Source organism: Robertkochia solimangrovi (assembly GCF_007279655.1).
Lineage (GTDB): Bacteria > Bacteroidota > Bacteroidia > Flavobacteriales > Flavobacteriaceae > Robertkochia > Robertkochia solimangrovi.
This window is the reverse complement of the sequence record NZ_QKWN01000014.1, coordinates 116900-137029: the sequence shown is the minus strand read 5'-3', so window position 1 is coordinate 137029 and position 20130 is coordinate 116900. Positions and strand designations below refer to the sequence as shown.

Annotated in this window: 16 protein-coding genes and 5 tRNA genes; 1 reads left to right on the top strand and 20 read right to left on the bottom strand. The window is 43.2% G+C overall.

Translation table 11 applies throughout. The features are described from left to right. Window positions 1-219, top strand: a 219-nt coding sequence (locus DMZ48_RS18720; protein WP_206751710.1) for a hypothetical protein, incomplete at its 5' end; no start/stop codon positions are given. 228 nt (window positions 220-447) lie between these two features. On the opposite strand, the gene rpoC is transcribed toward DMZ48_RS18720, so the two are convergent. The 20 genes from rpoC to DMZ48_RS17400 form a co-directional block, all read right to left on the bottom strand. Further along, the gene (gene rpoC / locus DMZ48_RS17495) at window positions 448-4746 is read right to left on the bottom strand and encodes a DNA-directed RNA polymerase subunit beta' (RefSeq protein WP_143956466.1); all 4299 of its coding nucleotides are present in this window, start codon (window positions 4744-4746) and stop codon (window positions 448-450) included. Window positions 4747-4826: 80 nt separating this feature from the next. Then, entirely contained in the window at window positions 4827-8636 is a 3810-nt protein-coding gene (rpoB, locus tag DMZ48_RS17490; RefSeq protein ID WP_143956465.1) for a DNA-directed RNA polymerase subunit beta, read from the bottom strand. A gap of 138 nt (window positions 8637-8774) precedes the next feature. Next, the gene (gene rplL / locus DMZ48_RS17485; RefSeq protein ID WP_143956464.1) at window positions 8775-9149 is read right to left on the bottom strand and encodes a 50S ribosomal protein L7/L12; all 375 of its coding nucleotides are present in this window, start codon (window positions 9147-9149) and stop codon (window positions 8775-8777) included. Window positions 9150-9202: 53 nt separating this feature from the next. Beyond that, window positions 9203-9724: a 50S ribosomal protein L10 gene (gene rplJ, locus DMZ48_RS17480; RefSeq protein WP_143956463.1), complete on the bottom strand. Its 522-nt coding sequence runs from the start codon at window positions 9722-9724 to the stop codon at window positions 9203-9205. Window positions 9725-9747: 23 nt separating this feature from the next. Then, complete coding sequence (gene rplA / locus DMZ48_RS17475) at window positions 9748-10437, bottom strand: 50S ribosomal protein L1 (protein ID WP_143956462.1); 690 nt, start codon at window positions 10435-10437, stop codon at window positions 9748-9750. A 19-nt stretch (window positions 10438-10456) separates the two neighbouring features. Next, window positions 10457-10894, bottom strand: coding sequence for a 50S ribosomal protein L11 (gene rplK / locus DMZ48_RS17470; protein ID WP_143956461.1), 438 nt, complete (start codon window positions 10892-10894; stop codon window positions 10457-10459). 68 nt (window positions 10895-10962) lie between these two features. After that, entirely contained in the window at window positions 10963-11514 is a 552-nt protein-coding gene (gene nusG / locus DMZ48_RS17465) for a transcription termination/antitermination protein NusG (protein WP_143956460.1), read from the bottom strand. A gap of 16 nt (window positions 11515-11530) precedes the next feature. Further along, window positions 11531-11716, bottom strand: coding sequence for a preprotein translocase subunit SecE (gene secE, locus DMZ48_RS17460; protein ID WP_143956459.1), 186 nt, complete (start codon window positions 11714-11716; stop codon window positions 11531-11533). A 367-nt stretch (window positions 11717-12083) separates the two neighbouring features. Further along, window positions 12084-12157 (bottom strand) — tRNA-Trp (locus DMZ48_RS17455). Between the two features lie 65 nt (window positions 12158-12222). Next, window positions 12223-13410 carry an elongation factor Tu gene (gene tuf, locus DMZ48_RS17450; protein ID WP_143956458.1) on the bottom strand — a complete coding sequence of 396 codons (1188 nt, stop codon included), beginning with the start codon at window positions 13408-13410 and terminating at the stop codon, window positions 12223-12225. 59 nt (window positions 13411-13469) lie between these two features. Then, window positions 13470-13541 (bottom strand) — tRNA-Thr (locus DMZ48_RS17445). 175 nt (window positions 13542-13716) lie between these two features. Next, window positions 13717-13789, bottom strand: a tRNA-Gly gene (locus DMZ48_RS17440). Window positions 13790-13892: 103 nt separating this feature from the next. Further along, window positions 13893-13975 (bottom strand) — tRNA-Tyr (locus tag DMZ48_RS17435). Window positions 13976-14183: 208 nt separating this feature from the next. Beyond that, window positions 14184-14257 (bottom strand) — tRNA-Thr (locus DMZ48_RS17430). A gap of 90 nt (window positions 14258-14347) precedes the next feature. Next, a complete protein-coding gene (hpf, locus tag DMZ48_RS17425; protein WP_143956457.1) occupies window positions 14348-14650 on the bottom strand; it encodes a ribosome hibernation-promoting factor, HPF/YfiA family in 303 nt (100 codons plus the stop codon). Between the two features lie 37 nt (window positions 14651-14687). After that, on the bottom strand, window positions 14688-15578 hold the full coding sequence (locus DMZ48_RS17420) for a tyrosine-type recombinase/integrase (RefSeq protein ID WP_143956456.1): 891 nt from the start codon (window positions 15576-15578) through the stop codon (window positions 14688-14690). Between the two features lie 94 nt (window positions 15579-15672). Beyond that, window positions 15673-15867: a 30S ribosomal protein S21 gene (gene rpsU, locus DMZ48_RS17415; protein WP_143956455.1), complete on the bottom strand. Its 195-nt coding sequence runs from the start codon at window positions 15865-15867 to the stop codon at window positions 15673-15675. A gap of 65 nt (window positions 15868-15932) precedes the next feature. Next, a complete protein-coding gene (locus DMZ48_RS17410; RefSeq protein WP_143956469.1) occupies window positions 15933-17072 on the bottom strand; it encodes an acyl-CoA dehydrogenase family protein in 1140 nt (379 codons plus the stop codon). A gap of 34 nt (window positions 17073-17106) precedes the next feature. Next, the gene (locus tag DMZ48_RS17405; protein WP_162558753.1) at window positions 17107-17931 is read right to left on the bottom strand and encodes a ComEA family DNA-binding protein; all 825 of its coding nucleotides are present in this window, start codon (window positions 17929-17931) and stop codon (window positions 17107-17109) included. A 22-nt stretch (window positions 17932-17953) separates the two neighbouring features. Beyond that, on the bottom strand, window positions 17954-20032 hold the full coding sequence (locus tag DMZ48_RS17400; protein WP_143956453.1) for an amino acid carrier protein: 2079 nt from the start codon (window positions 20030-20032) through the stop codon (window positions 17954-17956). Window positions 20033-20130: the final 98 nt, after the last annotated feature.

Below are 20130 nucleotides of genomic sequence, written 5' to 3'. Positions count from 1 at the left end.
AAGAACAACGCCGTCTATCCAAAATTTGAGCCCGCGAAAAAAGAAACTGAGCTTGCGAAGAACAACGCCGTCTATCCAAAATTTGAGCCCGCGAAAAAAAAACTGAGCCTGCGAAGAACAACGCTGTCTATCCAAAATTTGAGCCCGCGAAAAAAGAAACTGAGCCCGCGAAGAACAACGCCGTCTATCCAAAATTTGAGCCCGCGAAAAAAAAACTGAGCTTGCGAAACAACACTTTACCACAGGTCACTCTAGCATTTATGGCTAAAGGCCATAAATAGCGACGACACGCGACGCAGCCAAAGGCAGGAGACGACACTCCTACTTCGCCGAAGGCTGAAGTCAGGATCGTCACTGGGCATCCCCTAAATTCAATCGTCAATCTCAAAACCAAAAAAAAACCCCGAACATAACTGTTCGGGGTTCCTATATTAGAATATATATTCCTTAGAAATTCACCTGCTGCTTGCTGGCCATGATCTCGTTGTATTCTTCTTTAGATCCAACGATGATATTATCATAATCTCTCATACCAGTACCGGCTGGGATCTTATGTCCAACAATAACATTTTCCTTCAGTCCTTCAAGCATATCCACCTTACCGCTTACTGCAGCTTCGTTCAATACTTTGGTTGTTTCCTGGAAGGAAGCAGCCGAGATAAAGGACTTAGTTTGCAGTGACGCTCTGGTGATACCTTGCAGGATCGGAGTTGCAACTGCAGGAACGGCATCTCTTGCATCAACAAGGGCTTTATCAGCTCTTCTCAAGATAGAGTTCTCATCTCTGAGTTCTCTTGGAGAGATGATCTGACCAGGTTTCATCTTAGCAGAATCACCGGCATCCTCAACCACTTTCATTCCAAAGATTCTGTCATTCTCTTCGATGAAGTCATCTTTGTGAACCAATTGTTGTTCAAGGAAGTTCGTATCTCCTGCATCGTTGATCTCTACCTTACGCATCATCTGACGAACCACTACTTCAAAGTGTTTGTCATTGATCTTCACACCCTGTAAACGATATACTTCCTGCACTTCGTTAACAAGATATTGCTGTACGGCAGAAGGCCCTTTAATTCTCAGGATATCTTCCGGAGTAACAGAACCATCGGAAAGTGGCATACCTGCACGAACGTAATCATTCTCCTGAACCAGGATCTGATTCGAAAGTTTAACCAGGTATTTCTTGATCTCTCCAAGTTTTGATTCCACTACGATCTCACGATTACCACGCTTGATCTTACCGAATGAAACCACACCGTCGATCTCTGAAACCACTGCCGGGTTCGATGGATTCCTAGCTTCGAAAAGCTCGGTCACCCTTGGAAGACCACCGGTAATATCCCCAGCTTTAGAAGACTTACGAGGTATCTTAACAAGGATCTTACCTTCTTTGATCTTATCTCCGTTATCTACCATGAGGTGTGCACCTACCGGTAAGTTGTAAGATCTCAGGGTTATCCCCTTGCTGTCTTTAATATGTAATGTAGGAATCAGTTTCTTGTTTCTCGATTCAGAGATAACTTTCTCCTGGAATCCGGTTTGTTCATCGATCTCTACCTGATAAGTAACCCCTTGCTCGATGTTTTCATAAACGATCTTACCGGAGAATTCAGAGATAATAACCGCGTTATAAGGATCCCACTGACAAACGGTATCTCCTTTTTTAAGAGACTGACCATCCTTAACGAAGATCTGAGATCCGTAAGGAATGTTGTTTGTACCGAGAACGATTCCTGTTTTCTCATCGATGAACTTAACCTCGGTGGTACGTGAGATCACGATATCCACAGGATTACCTTCAGCATCCTCTCCTTTTACCACTTTGAGATCTTCGATCTCGATACGGCTGTTATAACGGGTGAAGATCTTGTTCTCTTCAGAGATGTTACCTGCAATACCCCCTACGTGGAAGGTTCGCAGTGTAAGCTGTGTACCAGGTTCCCCGATCGATTGTGCAGCAACTACACCAACCGCTTCACCGCGTTGTACCATCTTACCAGTAGCAAGGTTACGTCCGTAACATTTCCCACAGATACCTTGTTTAGCTTCACAGGTAAGAGGTGAACGCACTTCCACTCTTTCGATAGGAGAAGCTTCGATCTTCTTCACGATTTCTTCACTGATCTCCTCACCTGAAGAAACAAGAAGTTCTTCTGTTAAAGGATCGAATACATCATGAAGGGAAACACGGCCGAGAATTCTTTCTCCAAGTGATTCCACGATCTCTTCATTCTTTTTCAATGGCTCTACTTCAACACCTCTTAGCGTACCACAATCCTCAGTGTTTACGATAACATCCTGAGAAACGTCAACAAGACGACGGGTAAGGTATCCCGCATCCGCAGTTTTAAGAGCGGTATCCGCAAGTCCCTTACGAGCACCGTGAGTAGAAATAAAGTATTCAAGAATCGACAGACCTTCCTTAAAGTTAGAAAGAATCGGGTTTTCGATAATCTCTCCACCACCGGCTGTCGATTTTTTAGGTTTCGCCATCAGACCACGCATACCGGTAAGCTGACGGATCTGTTCTTTAGATCCCCTTGCTCCTGAATCCAGCATCATGTACACCGAGTTAAATCCTTGGTTATCCTCACGGATACGCTTCATGGCAAGCTCGGTTAACATTGCGTTGGTTGAAGTCCATACGTCGATCACCTGGTTATAACGTTCGTTATTGGTGATAAGACCCATGTTATAGTTCATCATAATACCATCAACCTGCTCATTAGCTTCAGCGATCATATTCACTTTCTCTGCAGGAATGATAATATCCCCTAAACTGAATGAAAGACCTCCGCGGAATGCAAAATTGTATCCCATATCCTTGATCTTGTCAAGGAAGTCAGCAGTGGTCGGAACATTTGTAGCTTTAAGGATGTTACCGATGATATCACGAAGTGATTTCTTGGTCAATACTTCATTGACATAACCTACACCTTCAGGAACCACCTGGTTGAAAAGGATTCTACCTACTGTGGTTTCGATGATCTGGTATACCAGTTCTCCGTTTTCATTAAAGTCTTTTGCTCTAACCTTAACGATAGCATTCAGAGCAACACGTTTTTCGTTGAAAGCGATGTTAACCTCTTCAGCAGAATAGAACGTAAGTCCCTCTCCTTTAATAGGATGTTCCGGAGTTGATCTTCTCCCCTTGGTCATATAATACAGACCCAATACCATGTCCTGAGAAGGTACCGTGATCGGAGATCCATTCGCAGGGTTCAGGATATTGTGAGAAGCGAGCATTAATAACTGTGCTTCAAGAATAGCCTCAGGTCCTAACGGAAGGTGTACCGCCATCTGGTCACCGTCAAAGTCGGCGTTGAATGCCGTACAAACTAACGGGTGTAACTGGATTGCTTTACCTTCGATAAGTTTCGGCTGGAATGCCTGAATACCGAGACGGTGAAGTGTGGGGGCACGGTTAAGCAGTACAGGGTGTCCTTTTAATACGTTTTCCAGGATATCCCATACAACCGGCTCACGCTTGTCAATGATCTTTTTAGCAGACTTAACGGTCTTTACGATACCTCTTTCGATCAGTTTACGGATCACGAAAGGCTTGTAAAGTTCCGCAGCCATATTTTTAGGAAGACCACACTCATAGAGTTTCAGCTCAGGACCAACCACGATAACCGAACGTGCAGAATAGTCAACACGTTTACCGAGCAGGTTCTGACGGAAACGACCTTGTTTACCTTTCAACGAGTCTGAAAGGGATTTAAGTGGTCTGTTTGATTCTGTTTTAACCGCAGAAGACTTACGGGTGTTATCGAACAATGAGTCAACCGATTCCTGAAGCATACGCTTCTCGTTACGAAGGATCACCTCAGGAGCTTTGATCTCCATCAGACGCTTCAAACGGTTGTTTCTGATGATCACCCTTCTGTAAAGATCGTTAAGATCGGAAGTAGCGAAACGACCACCGTCAAGTGGCACCAATGGACGAAGTTCCGGCGGGATCACAGGAACCACCTTCATGATCATCCACTCAGGGTTGTTCTCTCTGTTCAATTGTGCCTCACGAAGTGCCTCAACAACCTGAAGACGTTTTAACGCTTCAGTTTTACGTTGCTTGGAAGTTTCGTTATTAGCTTTGTGACGAAGTTCATACGAAAGTTCGTCAAGATCGATTCTGGCAAGCAGGTCGATCAAACATTCAGCACCCATTTTGGCGATGAACTTGTTCGGATCACTTTCATCGAGATATTGGTTCTCAGCAGGAAGTGAATCCAGGATATTTAAATATTCTTCTTCTGTAAGGAAGTCCATCTTCTGAAGCGCATCTCCGTCGGCATTCTTAGCACTACCCGGCTGAATAACAACATAACGCTCATAATAGATGATCATATCGAGTTTCTTAGACGGAAGTCCGAGAAGATACCCGATCTTATTTGGCAGAGAACGGAAATACCAGATATGAGCAACGGGCACTACCAGATTGATGTGTCCGACGCGATCTCTACGCACTTTTTTCTCTGTAACCTCTACACCACAACGGTCACACACGATACCCTTGTAGCGAATACGCTTATACTTTCCACAGGCACACTCATAGTCTTTTACAGGACCGAAGATACGCTCGCAGAACAAACCGTCACGTTCCGGTTTATGGGTACGATAGTTAATGGTTTCCGGCTTTAACACCTCTCCTCTCGATTCTGCTAGAATAGACTCGGGAGATGCCAATCCGATAGAGATTTTGTTAAATCTCTGTACTGTATTCTTATCTTTATTTCTGGCCATAATATATGGTGATAATGAATTAAGTGTAATTAAATTACAGTTTGAATGGTCGTCTGCAGTTGCAGACGACCCCTCAAAATTTATTCTTCTAATCTGATATCCAATCCGAGACCTTTCAGTTCATGCATCAATACATTGAACGATTCAGGAAGACCCGGTTCAGGCATCATTTCGCCTTTCACGATCGATTCATAGGTTTTAGCCCTACCGATCACATCATCAGATTTAACGGTCAGGATCTCTCTAAGCGTGCTGGATGCACCATATGCTTCCAGAGCCCATACCTCCATCTCTCCGAAACGCTGTCCACCGAACTGCGCCTTACCACCGAGCGGTTGCTGCGTGATGAGCGAGTATGGTCCGATTGAACGTGCGTGCATCTTATCATCTACCATGTGACCGAGTTTCAGCATATAGATCACACCAACGGTTGCCGGCTGATCAAAACGCTCCCCGGTACCACCGTCATACAGATAGGTATGTCCGAATCTCGGAATAGAAGCCTCATCCGTAAGTGCATTGATCTGGTCTAGGGTTGCACCGTCGAAGATCGGAGTAGCGAACTTCTTACCGAGGTTCTTACCTGCCCATCCTAATACGGTCTCATAGATCTGACCAATGTTCATACGTGAAGGTACCCCAAGTGGGTTCAACACGATATCAACCGGTGTTCCGTCTTCGAGGAATGGCATATCCTCCTGACGTACGATACGTGCCACGATACCTTTGTTACCGTGACGACCGGCCATCTTATCACCTACTTTAAGCTTACGTTTTTTAGCGATGTAAACTTTTGCAAGTTTCATGATTCCTGCAGGAAGTTCATCACCCACAGAGATGGTAAACTTATCTCTTCTAAGTGCTCCCTGAAGGTCATTCAGCTTGATCTTATAGTTGTGAAGCAGGTCGTTGATCAACGCATTGGTCTCGTCATCTGTTGTCCAGGTGCCGCTAACCAGGTGCGCGAAATCCTCAACTGCATTCAGCATTTTCTGTGTATATTTCTTTCCTTTAGGGAATACTTCTTCTCCAAGGTCATTGAATACACCCTGAGAGGTCTTACCGTTTACGATATAGAACAGTTTTTCAACCAGTACATCCTTAAGTTGGGTGAACTTGGTTTCATATTCCAATTCCAGTTTCGCGATATCCTCTTTATCCTTAGCACGCTTACGCTTATCTTTGATAGCACGTGAGAATAATTTCTTATCGATAACCACACCGCTAAGTGACGGAGAAGCTTTAAGTGAAGCATCTTTTACATCACCCGCTTTATCACCGAAGATCGCACGAAGCAGTTTTTCTTCCGGTGTCGGATCAGATTCTCCTTTAGGAGTGATTTTACCGATAAGGATGTCTCCAGGCTTAACCTCGGCACCGATACGGATCATACCGTTCTCGTCAAGATCTTTAGTCGCCTCTTCGGAAACGTTAGGAATATCATTGGTAAGCTCTTCAGCTCCCAGTTTAGTATCACGAACTTCAAGAGAATACTCATCGATGTGGATAGAGGTAAAGATATCTTCTCTAACCACTTTTTCAGAGATCACGATCGCATCCTCGAAGTTGTACCCTTTCCATGGCATGAATGCCACTTGCAGGTTTCTACCAAGTGCGAGTTCCCCTTTTTGAGTTGCATACCCTTCACAAAGTACCTGTCCTTTCTTAACCTTATCACCTTTCTCAACGATAGGCTTCAGGTTGATGGAAGTACCCTGGTTGGTCTTTCTGAACTTAACAAGATCATAGGTCTTGAAGTCATCTTCGAAACTAACCAGTCGTTCGGTTTCGGTACGGTCATATTTGATAATGATCTTAGAAGCATCAACATAATCAACTTCTCCGGATCCTTCTGCATTAACCAGTACTCTTGAATCTGATGCCACCTGACGCTCTAGTCCGGTACCAACGATAGGAGATTCCGGTCTAAGAAGCGGTACAGCCTGACGCATCATGTTCGATCCCATCAGTGCACGGTTCGCATCATCATGCTCCAGGAATGGAATCAATGAAGCCGAGATCGAAGCGATCTGGTTCGGTGCAACGTCGGTATAATCAACCTCAATAGGGTCTACAACCGGGAAGTCACCTTCATCACGTGCGATAACCTTATCGGTATCGATAGTTCCGTCTTCCGAAAGCGGTATGTTTGCCTGAGCAATTTTCTTTTCTTCTTCCTCTTCTGCGCTTAGGTAAAGAATCTCAGAAAGATCAACCTTTCCGTTCTCAACCTTACGATACGGAGTTTCGATGAATCCCATATTGTTCACTTTCGCGAACACACTTAAAGAGGAGATAAGTCCGATATTCGGACCTTCAGGAGTCTCGATAGGACAAAGACGACCGTAGTGGGTATAGTGAACGTCACGAACCTCGAATCCGGCACGCTCACGAGAAAGTCCACCTGGCCCAAGTGCTGAAAGACGACGCTTGTGCGTGATCTCTGCAAGAGGGTTGGTCTGATCCATGAACTGAGACAACTGGTTGGTACCAAAGAAAGAGTTGATCACCGAAGAAAGCGTCTTCGCGTTGATAAGGTCGATCGGTGTAAACACCTCGTTATCCCTAACGTTCATACGCTCACGGATGGTTCTCGCCATACGTGCAAGTCCGACACCGAACTGAGAAGATAGCTGTTCACCTACGGTACGAACACGACGGTTCGAAAGGTGGTCGATATCATCGATCTCCGCTTTGGAGTTGATCAGCTCGATCAGATACTTGATAATGGTAATAATATCCTCTTTGGTAAGTACCTGCTTATCCATATCGATATTCAGGCCTAACTTTTTGTTCATTCTGTAACGACCAACTTCACCAAGATTGTAACGTTGATCTGAGAAGAACAATTTGTCAATAATACCACGCGCGGTTTCTTCATCCGGCGGTTCGGCATTACGCAATTGACGATATATGTGTTCTACCGCTTCTTTTTCAGAGTTGGTAGGGTCTTTTTGTAACGTATTATATATAATAGCATAATCACCGGTCTGGCTATCTTCCTTGTGAAGAAGAATTGTCTTCACATCGGTATCAAGGATTTCATCAAGATGTTCCTTTTCCAGAATGGTATCCCTATCCAGGATGATCTCATTACGCTCGATGGAAACCACTTCACCTGTATCTTCATCTACGAAATCTTCATGCCATGTTTTTAAAACACGTGCAGCAAGTTTTCTACCGAGCACTTTTTTCAACCCGCTCTTAGAAACCTTCACTTCTTCTGCAAGGTCGAAGATCTCAAGAATATCCTTATCACGTTCGAATCCGATGGCACGGAAAAGGGTGGTTACGGGTAATTTTTTCTTTCTATCGATATACGCGTACATAACGCTGTTGATATCGGTAGCGAATTCGATCCAGGAACCTTTGAAAGGAATTACTCTGGCCGAATACAGTTTTGTTCCGTTGGCGTGGAACGACTGACCGAAGAACACACCAGGAGATCTGTGTAACTGAGATACAACTACACGTTCAGCACCATTGATAACGAAGGTACCGCTGGGAGTCATATAAGGTATCGTTCCCAGGTATACATCCTGCACGATGGTTTCGAAATCTTCGTGCTCGGGATCTGTACAGTAAAGTTTTAATCTAGCCTTCAGTGGTACACTGTAGGTTAATCCTCTTTCTATACATTCCTGAATGGAGTAACGCGGAGGATCGATAAAGTAGTCTAAAAATTCAAGTACAAATTGATTGCGCGTATCAGTAATGGGGAAGTTCTCCATGAAGGTGTTGTAAAGACCCTCGTTACCTCGTTCTTCAGATTTTGTTTCCAGTTGAAAGAAGTCCTGGAATGACTTGATCTGAATGTCCAGAAAATCCGGGTATTCCGGAGTATTCTTAGCAGAGGCGAAACTAATTCTTTCAGTCTGATTTTTGAACATCAATGGACAGTATTATGATTAAAATAATGTTAAAGGGTTGCGTAGATAATTATATACGCAAAAGGGTTTAGGCCTTATCCCTTCTTGCAAGGGACAGACCTAAACCATATTGTTACAGCCTTCAGCTGTTGGGTGGAATTACTTTAATTCTACCTCAGCTCCAGCTTCTTCTAAAGATGATTTAAGACCTTCAGCCTCATCTTTAGATACACCTTCTTTGATAGCTTTTGGAGCGCTGTCTACCATTTCTTTAGCTTCTTTAAGTCCAAGACCAGTTAATTCTTTAACTAGTTTTACAACTGCTAATTTAGAAGCTCCAGCTGCCTTAAGGATAACGTCAAATTCAGTTTTCTCCTCAGCAGCCTCAGCAGCAGCACCTCCACCAGCAGCAACAGCTACAGCTGCAGCAGCAGGCTCAATACCATATTCTTCTTTAAGGATATCAGCTAACTCATTTACTTCTTTAACTGTTAAGTTAACTAATTGTTCTGCAAAATCTTTTAAATCTGCCATTTTTCTATCGTTTTTAATAAAATTTTAATATATAATTGTTTATAAGTGCGTACTTATGATTCTTTTTCTGACAAGGTCTTAAGGATACCGGCCAGTTTACCACCACCTGACTTAAGTCCGCTAATAACGTTCTTAGCAGGCGACTGAAGTAATCCGATGATATCTCCGATAACTTCCTCTTTAGACTTGATACTAACAAGAGCATCCAGTTGATCGTCTCCGATATATACAGCCTCTTCGATAAAAGCACCTTTCAGTAAAGGTTTTTCAGATTTTTTTCTGAAATCTTTGATCAGTTTAGCCGGACCGTTACCAGTCTCAGAAAACATAAGGGAAGTATTTCCTTTAAGTACTTCAGGAAGATGTCCGAAGTCCTTATCAGAAGCCTCCATTGCCTTGGCAAGAAGGGTATTCTTAACAACTGCGAGTTGAATGTTCGCTTTAAAACAAGCTCTTCTTAAATTAGAGGTTGTTTGTGCGTCCAATCCTGAGATATCCGCCAGATAAATATTGGCGTTATCCGCTAACTGTGCAGTCAAATCTTCTATTACCGTTAACTTTTCTTCTCTAGTCATGATTAAAAAATTTATACTGCCAATTAAACTGCTTTAGGATCAACAGGTACACTTGGACTCATAGTACTCGAAAGGTTGATACTTTTGATATAGGTACCTTTAGCCGCAGTTGGCTTAAGTTTAATTAAAGTTTGAATCAATTCATTTGCGTTACCGGTAAGCTTTTCAGCAGAGAAAGAAGACTTTCCGATAGCAGCGTGAACGATCCCGGTCTTATCAACTTTGAAGTCGATCTTACCAGCTTTCACTTCGCTAACCGCTTTAGCTACATCCATAGTAACTGTTCCTGTCTTTGGGTTAGGCATTAAACCTCTAGGACCCAGGATACGACCTAACGGACCTAATTTACCCATAACGCTTGGCATAGTGATGATCACATCAACATCTGTCCAACCGTCTTTGATCTTTTGTAGATACTCATCCAATCCAACGTAATCAGCTCCAGCTTCTTTTGCTTCTGCCTCCTTATCCGGAGTTACAAGAGCAAGTACCTTTACATCTTTACCAGTTCCGTGTGGAAGGGTTACAACCCCACGTACCATCTGATTTGCTTTACGAGGATCTACTCCTAAACGTACAGCAATATCAACAGATGCATCAAAATTAACGTTGGTGATATCTTTTACTAACTGAGAAGCCTCTTGCACAGAGTAAAGTTTACTTCTGTCGATTTTAGCGCGTGCTTCTTTTTGTTTTTTTGTTAATCGTGCCATTTCCAGATTCTTTTAAGATTTAAAAAGGCTTATCACCTGAAACCGTTAGACCCATTGATCTTGCAGTTCCTGCCACCATGCTCATTGCTGATTCGATGGTGAAGGCATTAAGATCCTGCATTTTGTCTTCTGCGATCGCTTTTACCTGTTCCCAGGTAACGCTAGCAACTTTCTTACGGTTTGGTTCACCTGAACCTTTTTTAACCTTAGCCGCTTCCATAAGCTGAACTGCCGCTGGCGGTGTCTTAATTACAAATTCAAATGACTTGTCTTTGTAAACGGTGATAACAACTGGTAAAACCTTACCTTGCTTGTCCTGTGTACGAGCATTAAACTGCTTACAGAACTCCATGATGTTAACGCCGGCAGCACCTAGAGCGGGTCCAACCGGTGGCGATGGATTCGCAGCACCTCCCCTAACTTGTAGTTTAACTACTTTACTAACTTCTTTTGCCATTGTTTTTAGTTCAATTTAAATTTGATACGTCTTATTTGGAAGCAAGACGAATCTATATAATGTAACAATTATATTTTCTCTACCTGCATATAGCTGAGCTCAAGCGGAGTCTTTCTTCCGAAGATCTTCACCATCACTTCAAGCTTACGCTTCTCTTCATTGATCTTCTCAACCGTTCCGTTGAAACCATTGAAAGGACCATCGATTACCTTAACCGTTTCACCAAGTATATAAGGAATCGCAACATTATCGGTCTTCACCGAAAGCTCATCCACCTTACCTAACATTCTGTTAACCTCCGATTTTCTTAACGGCACAGGATCTCCTCCTTTCACCTCTCCCAAAAACCCGATTACACCGGTGATCGATTTAATTACGTGAACGATCTCCCCTCCAAGGTTGGCTTTCACCATTACATAACCAGGGAAGTAGACACGCTCTTTACTTATTTTTTTTCCGTTACGGATCTGAATTACTTTTTCAGTTGGCACAAGCACTTCGTCAACATAATCAGTATAACCAAGACGGGCTATCTCCTGTTCGATATAACCTTTTACCTTGTTTTCCTGACCGCTTACCGCTCTAACTACGTACCACTGTTTTGCTAATGCTTCTGCCATTGCAATTTTTTATATTTTAATTGATCAAATCAAAATAATACCTGATCAGTTTTCCGAACACCGTATCGACTGCATAGACAGCTAAGGAGAATAAAATTGAAAAAACGGCAACAACCACCATTAGGTTTTGCCCTTCTGCCCAAGACGGCCAGGTTACATTCATCCTCAACTCTTCAAACGATTCTTTGATATAATTCAACATAGCTATGTTTTATATTCGACAGTTCGATAATTCAAAAGCTCTCAAACCCTTTCTTTTATCAGACCTGCATTTCTTCGAACTCTACACGCTCCATGTTCCGTAAAAAACTAAAACATTTCGCACCTCACGATCAAGAATAAAATCTCAACCGGGGGTTTTCGACACGTCAGGAGAAACAGACCGGAATCCAACCCATCTCTTTTCAACCCTAATACGAGTCATTTTTTCACTATTTCAAAAAAGCCTAATCAAAAACTTTGGCACGGGTGGAGTCCCGATAGCCTTCGGGACGAACTCCCATCAACTATAAAACCTAAACTCCAAACCGAGTAAACCACTATTTCAAAAAAAGCCTAATCAAAAACTTTGGCACGGGTGGAGAGATTCGAACTCCCATCAACGGTTTTGGAGACCGCTATTCTACCCTTGAACTACACCCGTTTATTCAAGTTTAAAGGCGTCCCGTCGCAAGACGGAACACCCTTAACTTGTAATTTATATAGAAATTAATCTAAGATTTCAGTAACCTGACCAGCACCTACAGTTCTACCACCTTCACGGATTGCGAAACGAAGACCTTTATTAAGTGCGATTGGCTGAAGTAACTCAACAGTAATAGTTAAGTTGTCACCAGGCATTACCATTTCAACTCCATCAGGAAGACTGATAGTTCCTGTTACGTCAGTTGTACGTACGTAGAACTGAGGACGGTAGTTGTTGTGGAATGGAGTGTGACGTCCACCTTCTTCTTTCTTAAGGATATAAACCTCAGCTTTGAATTTAGCGTGTGGCTTAACAGATCCTGGCTTACAGATAACCATACCTCTTTTGATATCAGATTTCTCGATACCTCTAAGTAGGATACCTACGTTATCACCAGCCTCACCTCTGTCAAGGATCTTTCTAAACATCTCAACCCCGGTAATAGTAGAAGTAAGTTTCTCAGCACCCATACCGATGATTTCAACTGGATCACCAGTTCTTGCAACACCAGACTCGATACGTCCTGTAGCAACAGTACCACGACCTGTAATGGTGAATACATCTTCAACTGGCATAAGGAAATCCTTATCTACATCACGTTGTGGAAGTTCGATCCACTCATCAACAGCCTCCATAAGTTTCATTACAGAATCTACCCATTTTTGCTCACCGTTAAGTGCACCAAGAGCAGAACCTGGAATCACAGGACCGTTATCTCCATCATATTCGTAGAAGCTTAAAAGATCTCTAACTTCCATCTCAACTAGCTCAAGAAGCTCCTCATCATCAACCATGTCAACTTTGTTCAAGAAAACAACGATTCTTGGAACACCAACCTGACGACCTAAAAGGATGTGCTCACGAGTCTGTGGCATAGGACCATCAGTAGCAGCAACCACAAGGATAGCTCCATCCATCTGAGCAGCACCAGTAACCATGTTCTTTACGTAGTCAGCGTGACCAGGACAGTCAACGTGCGCGTAGTGACGGTTAGCAGTTTGATATTCTACGTGAGAAGTGTTGATAGTAATACCTCTTTCTTTCTCCTCAGGAGCATTGTCAATCGAATCGAATGAACGCAATTCAGAAAGTCCGGCATCAGCTAGTACTTTAGTAATAGCAGCAGTAAGAGTAGTTTTACCGTGATCTACGTGTCCAATAGTACCTATATTTAAGTGGGGTTTGGAACGATCAAAAGTTTCCTTTGCCATGATTTAATAAATTTTAATCTTAGTTATATATATTAGTGTTCAAATTTAAACGCAATAAGAGCCAATGACGAGAATTGAACTCGTGACCTCTTCCTTACCAAGGAAGCGCTCTACCCCTGAGCTACACCGGCTTAAAACTTCAGGCCCCTTTCTGCATCATCAACAAGCAATACCTGAAATCGAGTTTTTTCCTCAATGAATCCGGAAGATCACAATCATTCGCGCCTTAGCGCTATGCAAAGATAGCTTCCTGTTTGCACCTTTGAAAGAAATGATTATCAAATAAGTCTTAAAATTTAGATTTAGAGCGGGAGACGAGGTTCGAACTCGCGACATTCAGCTTGGAAGGCTGACGCTCTACCAACTGAGCTACTCCCGCTTTTTAGTCTAGAATTATTTTGATATGATCACTTCAATAAGCTCAACCACCTCGTAAGAGGAAATTCTTACTCTTCGATCTTCAGAGTGCTCCGAAGATTCAGTGGGGAGAGCAGGATTCGAACCTGCGAAGGTGAAAACCAACAGATTTACAGTCTGTCCTCGTTGGCCGCTTGAGTATCTCCCCAAACCATTATATTAATGAACCTTTTTGGTTATTGAGCGGGCAAATATAGTGCTTCGCCCCAACCGAGACAAATTTTTATGTCTCTTTTTCTCATTTTTTTTTCGGTTTATTTTTGACCGCTTCCGGATCGCCTGATTTACGACATCAAACACTCTTTTCCGCCTTCAATATTTCTCTTAAAAACCTCCAAAAATCACCATTTCAAAAGAGCCGATAGAGGGACTCGAACCCACGACCTGCTGATTACAAATCAGCTGCTCTAGCCAGCTGAGCTACATCGGCCTTTACACTAAAAAAGTCCGCTATTTCTAACGGACTGCAAATGTATATAAATTATTCTTTTTACAAAATAAATTTTCTAAAATTTTAAAATTAAATGTAAGCCCTCAGTTTTTGCTTCCTTTTGGTCAATACACGCTCTAAGGAACTGGCCGCAGAATCGATCGCTTCCTCGAAGGTCTTACACTGTTTTTTGACGACAAATTCATCGCCGGGCACGTGCACTTTGATCTCTGCAATTTTGTTCTCCTTCATACTCGTCTTCTGAACTTTCAAATAAACGTCCGAATGCACAACACGATCATAAAAGACATCTAGCTTGTCCATTCGTTTCTGAATAAAGTTCACCAACTTCTGGTCTACATTAAAGTTGACCGACTGCGTGTTTACTTCCATGTTCTACTGATTTTAGGGTTAAACTATGGTTTATGGCTCAGGAGTCTTCTCTGTTGCGGGGGTGTTTGCCGTATTGCCTTTTGAGTTCGGCCATACTGCTGTGCGTGTACACCTGTGTGGAAACAAGACTGGAATGACCCAGCAACTCCTTTACCGAATTTAAATCTGCACCTCCGTTTAGCAAATGGGTCGCAAAACTATGTCTGAGTATATGCGGACTCCTCTTTACCTTAGTTGATGCCTTACTAAAGTAATTATTTATAATCCTATATACAAGGTTTTCGTAAACTTTAAGACCATTTTCACGTATGAAGAAATACCCTTCCGTTTCTTCGGTCTCCAGCGCACTTCTCAATGTGCTATACAACTCGATTCTATCCTTTAAAAAAGGTAACACAGGAACCAACCGCTCCTTATTCCGCTTCCCCTTAACCCTTATCAACTCGTTAGAAAGATCGATATCGCTCACCGATAAGCCTATAAGTTCACTTCTTCGCATTCCAGTAGTATAGAACATTTCTACGATCAATCGATCCCTGACACTTTCAAAATCATTTTCATCAAAACCATCAAGCACCATAGCCACCTCCTCTTCAGAAAAAGGCACCTCGACCTTCTTAGGAGTCTTTAAGGCCTTGTGATGCGCTAACGGATCTAACCTGATCACCCCGGCTTTCATCAGGTATCGATAATATGCCTTGAGAGATGACACCTTCCGGTTTACAGACCTGTTGGTCACCCCTCCATCCACCAGACTCACGATCCAACTCCTGATCTCCGCATAGTTCATTCCCGCTACCTCCTCCTCGTCATAACGATCCATACAGAAATCGCGAAAAGCCTCCAGGTCCCGACAATAAGCGAGTACGGTATGCTTACTATAATGCTTCTCCAGCTCGAGATAATCCCTGAATTTCTCTATTGACATATATATACATGCTTTTAACCCTAAAAATAGGTAAAAAAAATCCCGTTACGGCCTCGGCTGTAACGGGATTTCTATATCTTAAGTCTCAGATTGACTAAAGCTCTTCCTGCTCTCTTAATTGCTGTACGTATGCAGCTTTCTGGATCAGGGCTCTACGCTCTACAGAAGGTTTAGTAAATTGCTGACGGCTTCTCAACTGACGCATTGTACCTGTTCTGTCGAATTTACGCTTATAACGCTTTAGCGCTCTGTCTATATTTTCTCCTTCTTTAATCGGTATAATTAACATATGCTTACCACCTCCTTTCTTTTGGGACGGCAAATATATGTGAAAATCTACATATTAAACAAGTACTATTTTAAAATATTTCTTGAAATAACAACTTTCTGAATCTCAGTGGTTCCCTCCCCGATCGTACACAGTTTGGAATCTCTGTAAAACTTCTCAACCGGAAAGTCTTTTGTATACCCATACCCCCCATGAATTTGCACTGCTTCATTAGCGATTCGTACACAAGCTTCCGACGCATACATCTTACTCATAGCTCCGATGGTCGTCATCTTTCTTCCGGCATTCTTTTGAAAAGCTGCTTTGTGCAACAAAAGTTCAGAAGCTTCGATCTCAGTCGCCATATCGGCCAGCTTAAAGGAAATACCCTGGAAGGCTGAAATAGGCTTTCCGAATTGTACACGCTCTTTGGAATACTTTAAGGCCGCCTCATAGGCTCCTTTCGCAATCCCTAAAGAAAGTGCCCCAATCGAGATCCTTCCGCCGTCAAGTATCTTCATCGACTGAATAAACCCATCGCCAATCTCTCCAAGTCGGTTCGCATCAGGAATACGGCAGTCTGCAAAAACCATTTCCGCAGTTTCACTGGCTCTCATCCCTAATTTATCTTCCTTTTTACCATGGTTGAAACCCGGCGTTCCCCGTTCAACCACAAAGGCGGTCATCCCATGTGAATCCCCTTTTTCTCCGGTTCGTACGATCACTACAGCGACATCCCCGCTCTTTCCGTGGGTGATAAAATTCTTGGCTCCATTGATGATCCAATCATCGCCATCCTTAACAGCTGTGGTACTCATACCTCCTGCGTCAGAACCGGTATTGTGTTCGGTAAGCCCCCAGGCTCCGATCCATTCACCGGTAGCGAGTTTTGGGATCCAACGATTCTTTTGCGCTTCTGACCCGAAGCTCAGAATATGATTCGTACAAAGTGAATTATGCGCTGCAATGGAAAGTCCGATTGACGGATCCACTTTTGAGATCTCCTCAACGATCGCGATATACTCATGATACCCCAATCCGGAACCTCCGTATTGTTCAGGCACAAGAACTCCCATAAATCCGAGCTCTCCCGCTTTCTTAAATACCTCAACCGGGAAGGTCTGACTTTCATCCCATTCCATTACATGAGGCCGAATATATTGTTCTGCAAAATCACGGGCGGCAGCAGCAACCATGTTTTGCGTTTCCGTATAGTCAAAGTTCATTTCAGTCGCTATATCCAATTCCATTACTGCTTTTTTATTCAGTTTTCAAATATAGTCGAATTCTGACTAAATCATCTTCTGTTAAAGTATGAAATTTTGTTAATTCTTCGAGCGATCGAATACGTCCGTTATGACTCCTGTAAACCAGTATTTTACGTGCGAATTCCCAGCCGATATACGGCGTGACCGCCAGGGCTTTTAAACCAATCGTATTGATGTCAAGTTTTGCGATTTCAGGTGGCGTAACAACCTCATACCTTCGCAAGATACGGGCTGCCACCGCAGGCTTCAGTCCATATACTTCCTTCAACTGCCCAGGCAGACTATACCCACCCAATTTATTTCGGTAATGAATGATTCGGGCTGAAAGCACCTTTCCAACTCCGTTGATACTCCGCAATTCAAAAGAGTCTACTGCATTGAGATCCCGCTTCTTTACGATAGGCACGTACCCATACTTATCATCGGCCTTGAATTCGGGGAATCGAAGCAAATCTTTTATCTTATGATACCGACCGACCGCTATTTCACTTACTTCCCGAAACTCCTCTGCCGAGTTCATAAACTTGCCGTGTTTCCTGTAGGCATAGATACGGTCGAGCTCAGTAGCCGAGACACCCAATCGGTACCCCAGAGCATCATCGATATAATTAGGATTGAATTTGTAAACCGGATCCTCACCAGAAACATTCGGTGATTTCAGAGTATCCGGAGATTTTTGATTGCTTATAGCATATTCAGCCACAGAAAGTTCAGACCGGGAAGGAACGAACACCATTGCTATATTAACGAACAACAGTATCAGTATCAAAAAAAATATCCCGCTTCGCTGCCCTTTGGAGAAGCAGAAGCGGGACATTGATATCATATTGCTTTTATCTTTAGGAAGCCTTCTTAACTTCAGGCTTTTTGAAAAGCTTATTCGCTTTCAGATCCTTAAGATATTGCGAAAGATCTTTTCTCACTTCCCCACTCATCAGATAGAGTCCGATAATATTAGGGAAAGACATCGCCAGAATCATCATATCCGAGAAATCAAGCACAGCCCCGAGACTTACGGAAGCACCGATCACTACGAATACCAGGAATAACATTTTATAGGCGAATTCAGTTCTTTTACTTTTACCGAAAAGATAGGTCCAGGCACGCATTCCGTAGTATGACCATGAGATCATGGTAGAGAATGCAAAGAGGAATACTGCCAGTGCAAGTACATAAGGGAACCAGCTGATCACACTTCCAAAAGCATCAGAAGTAAGCTGCGCTCCTCCCATTCCCTGAACTTCGTGCATTCCAGTAAAGATAAGCACCAGGGCCGTAAGGGTACACACCACAACGGTATCGATGAATGGCTCAAGAAGCGCCACAAATCCTTCCGATGGCGGATGATTGGTCTTTGCAGTACTGTGTGCGATCGCAGCAGAACCAACACCTGCCTCATTTGAGAATGCAGCCCGCTGGAAACCGACGATCAGTACTCCGATGATACCTCCTTTAAGAGCACTCGGACTAAAAGCTCCATCGATGATGGCTGAGAATGCAGGACCGATATTCTGAATATTGATAATGATTACAATCAATGCTGCCAATACATACACACTCGCCATTACAGGAACGATCTTTCCGGTCACCTTAGCGATACTGTTAATACCACCGATGATCACAACTCCAACCAATACCGCAGTCACGATACCAAACCAGAATCCGTTTCCTTCCAGTGCCGGGAACTGACCCGCCAGCTGTTCGAAAGACTGGTTTGCCTGGAACATGTTTCCTCCACCGAAGGAAGCTCCAACCGCTAGTACTGCGAAGAATCCGGCAAGTACTTTTCCTAGTCCTTTAAGGTTTCTCTTTTCAAGACCGTATCTCAAATAGTTCATCGGTCCACCGAACACACGTCCGTCAGGAAGGATGTTTCTATATTTAACACCGAGGGTACACTCGACGAACTTCGAAGACATTCCGAGAAGACCTGCTACGATCATCCATAGCGTTGCACCGGCTCCACCCAGGGAAACCGCTACCGCCACCCCGGCGATATTACCAAGTCCAACAGTACCGGAAACAGCCGTTGCCAGTGCCTGGAAGTGCGTAACCTGACCAGGAGCGTTCGGATCGTCATATTTACCTTTGGCAAGGTCAATCGCATGTTTAAATCCGCGAATGTTGATGAAGCCCATTCTGATCGTAAAGAAAGTAGCACCCACAACAAGCCAGATTACGATAAAAGGAATACTTTTAGTTTGAGGGTCTCCATTCGGATGAACAAGTGGTTCTGGATTATCGTATTCGATCTCTGCCAGGTATTGTGCTCCCTGCTCGATCACGTGTTCTTTGTTATCTGAATTGTAAATCACCTTGCCTTCATCTACAAGATATTTAAGTTTACCGCTTGCTAATGCTGTCACTTCGATCTCCTCACCGGAATTGTTCGATACTGTAGCGATCGGTTCACCTTTTTTTACTTCAGCTCCTTCCGGCTTCAACCAGGATTTCAGGATGAATTTATCCTGAACATCTGCTGTCCAGCCAGGTACAGATACAAGTTTCACATCTGCATACACAACCGGATCATAGATTCCGGTAGCGGCAAATGGGTCCCAAAACAAAACTGACCCCAGGGCAGCTACCGCAGGAGTCATTGTACTGTTAAAAATTTCTGTAATTGCCTCGGTCGGCACCTTATAAACTTTCGTTACCGAGTTACCCGCGGCATCCGTGATCAGAACCGAATACTCGACACCTTCTGTTAGGCCTGTCGCTTTATTGGATTTCAGCGAAGTAGATTGATTACTCCATTTATAAGTATAGGGAGGAGTTCCCCCGTCTACCTGTACCTCTACCACACCGTCATTGATCTTTCGTGAAGGGTTACCAACGAACTCTTTAACGACCAATTCCTGTGCAAAAAGAGCTACACTACATAGCGTAAAAAGAATTGAGAGAAATTTTTTTCTCATAAAATTTTAATGTTTAGGTTAATTTTCCGTTAGGTTTTTGCGACCTGCTGCGCAATATCAAAAAAAATACAGTCTTATTCAAATTTTAATGGTTAATT

Coding starts and splice junctions, on each gene's coding strand:
- tuf (WP_143956458.1), bottom strand. CDS start 13,410: ATGGCAAAGGAAACTTTTGATCGTTCCAAACCCCACTTAAATATAGGT.
- nusG (WP_143956460.1), bottom strand. CDS start 11,514: ATGGCAGAAGCATTAGCAAAACAGTGGTACGTAGTTAGAGCGGTAAGC.
- rpoB (WP_143956465.1), bottom strand. CDS start 8,636: ATGTTCAAAAATCAGACTGAAAGAATTAGTTTCGCCTCTGCTAAGAAT.
- rplJ (WP_143956463.1), bottom strand. CDS start 9,724: ATGACTAGAGAAGAAAAGTTAACGGTAATAGAAGATTTGACTGCACAG.
- hpf (WP_143956457.1), bottom strand. CDS start 14,650: ATGGAAGTAAACACGCAGTCGGTCAACTTTAATGTAGACCAGAAGTTG.
- DMZ48_RS17420 (WP_143956456.1), bottom strand. CDS start 15,578: ATGTCAATAGAGAAATTCAGGGATTATCTCGAGCTGGAGAAGCATTAT.
- rplL (WP_143956464.1), bottom strand. CDS start 9,149: ATGGCAGATTTAAAAGATTTTGCAGAACAATTAGTTAACTTAACAGTT.
- DMZ48_RS17405 (WP_162558753.1), bottom strand. CDS start 17,931: ATGTCCCGCTTCTGCTTCTCCAAAGGGCAGCGAAGCGGGATATTTTTT.
- rpsU (WP_143956455.1), bottom strand. CDS start 15,867: ATGTTAATTATACCGATTAAAGAAGGAGAAAATATAGACAGAGCGCTA.
- DMZ48_RS17400 (WP_143956453.1), bottom strand. CDS start 20,032: ATGAGAAAAAAATTTCTCTCAATTCTTTTTACGCTATGTAGTGTAGCT.
- secE (WP_143956459.1), bottom strand. CDS start 11,716: ATGTTGAATTATATCAAAGAATCGTTTGAAGAGTTGAGGATGAATGTA.
- rplK (WP_143956461.1), bottom strand. CDS start 10,894: ATGGCAAAAGAAGTTAGTAAAGTAGTTAAACTACAAGTTAGGGGAGGT.
- rplA (WP_143956462.1), bottom strand. CDS start 10,437: ATGGCACGATTAACAAAAAAACAAAAAGAAGCACGCGCTAAAATCGAC.
- rpoC (WP_143956466.1), bottom strand. CDS start 4,746: ATGGCCAGAAATAAAGATAAGAATACAGTACAGAGATTTAACAAAATC.
- DMZ48_RS17410 (WP_143956469.1), bottom strand. CDS start 17,072: ATGAACTTTGACTATACGGAAACGCAAAACATGGTTGCTGCTGCCGCC.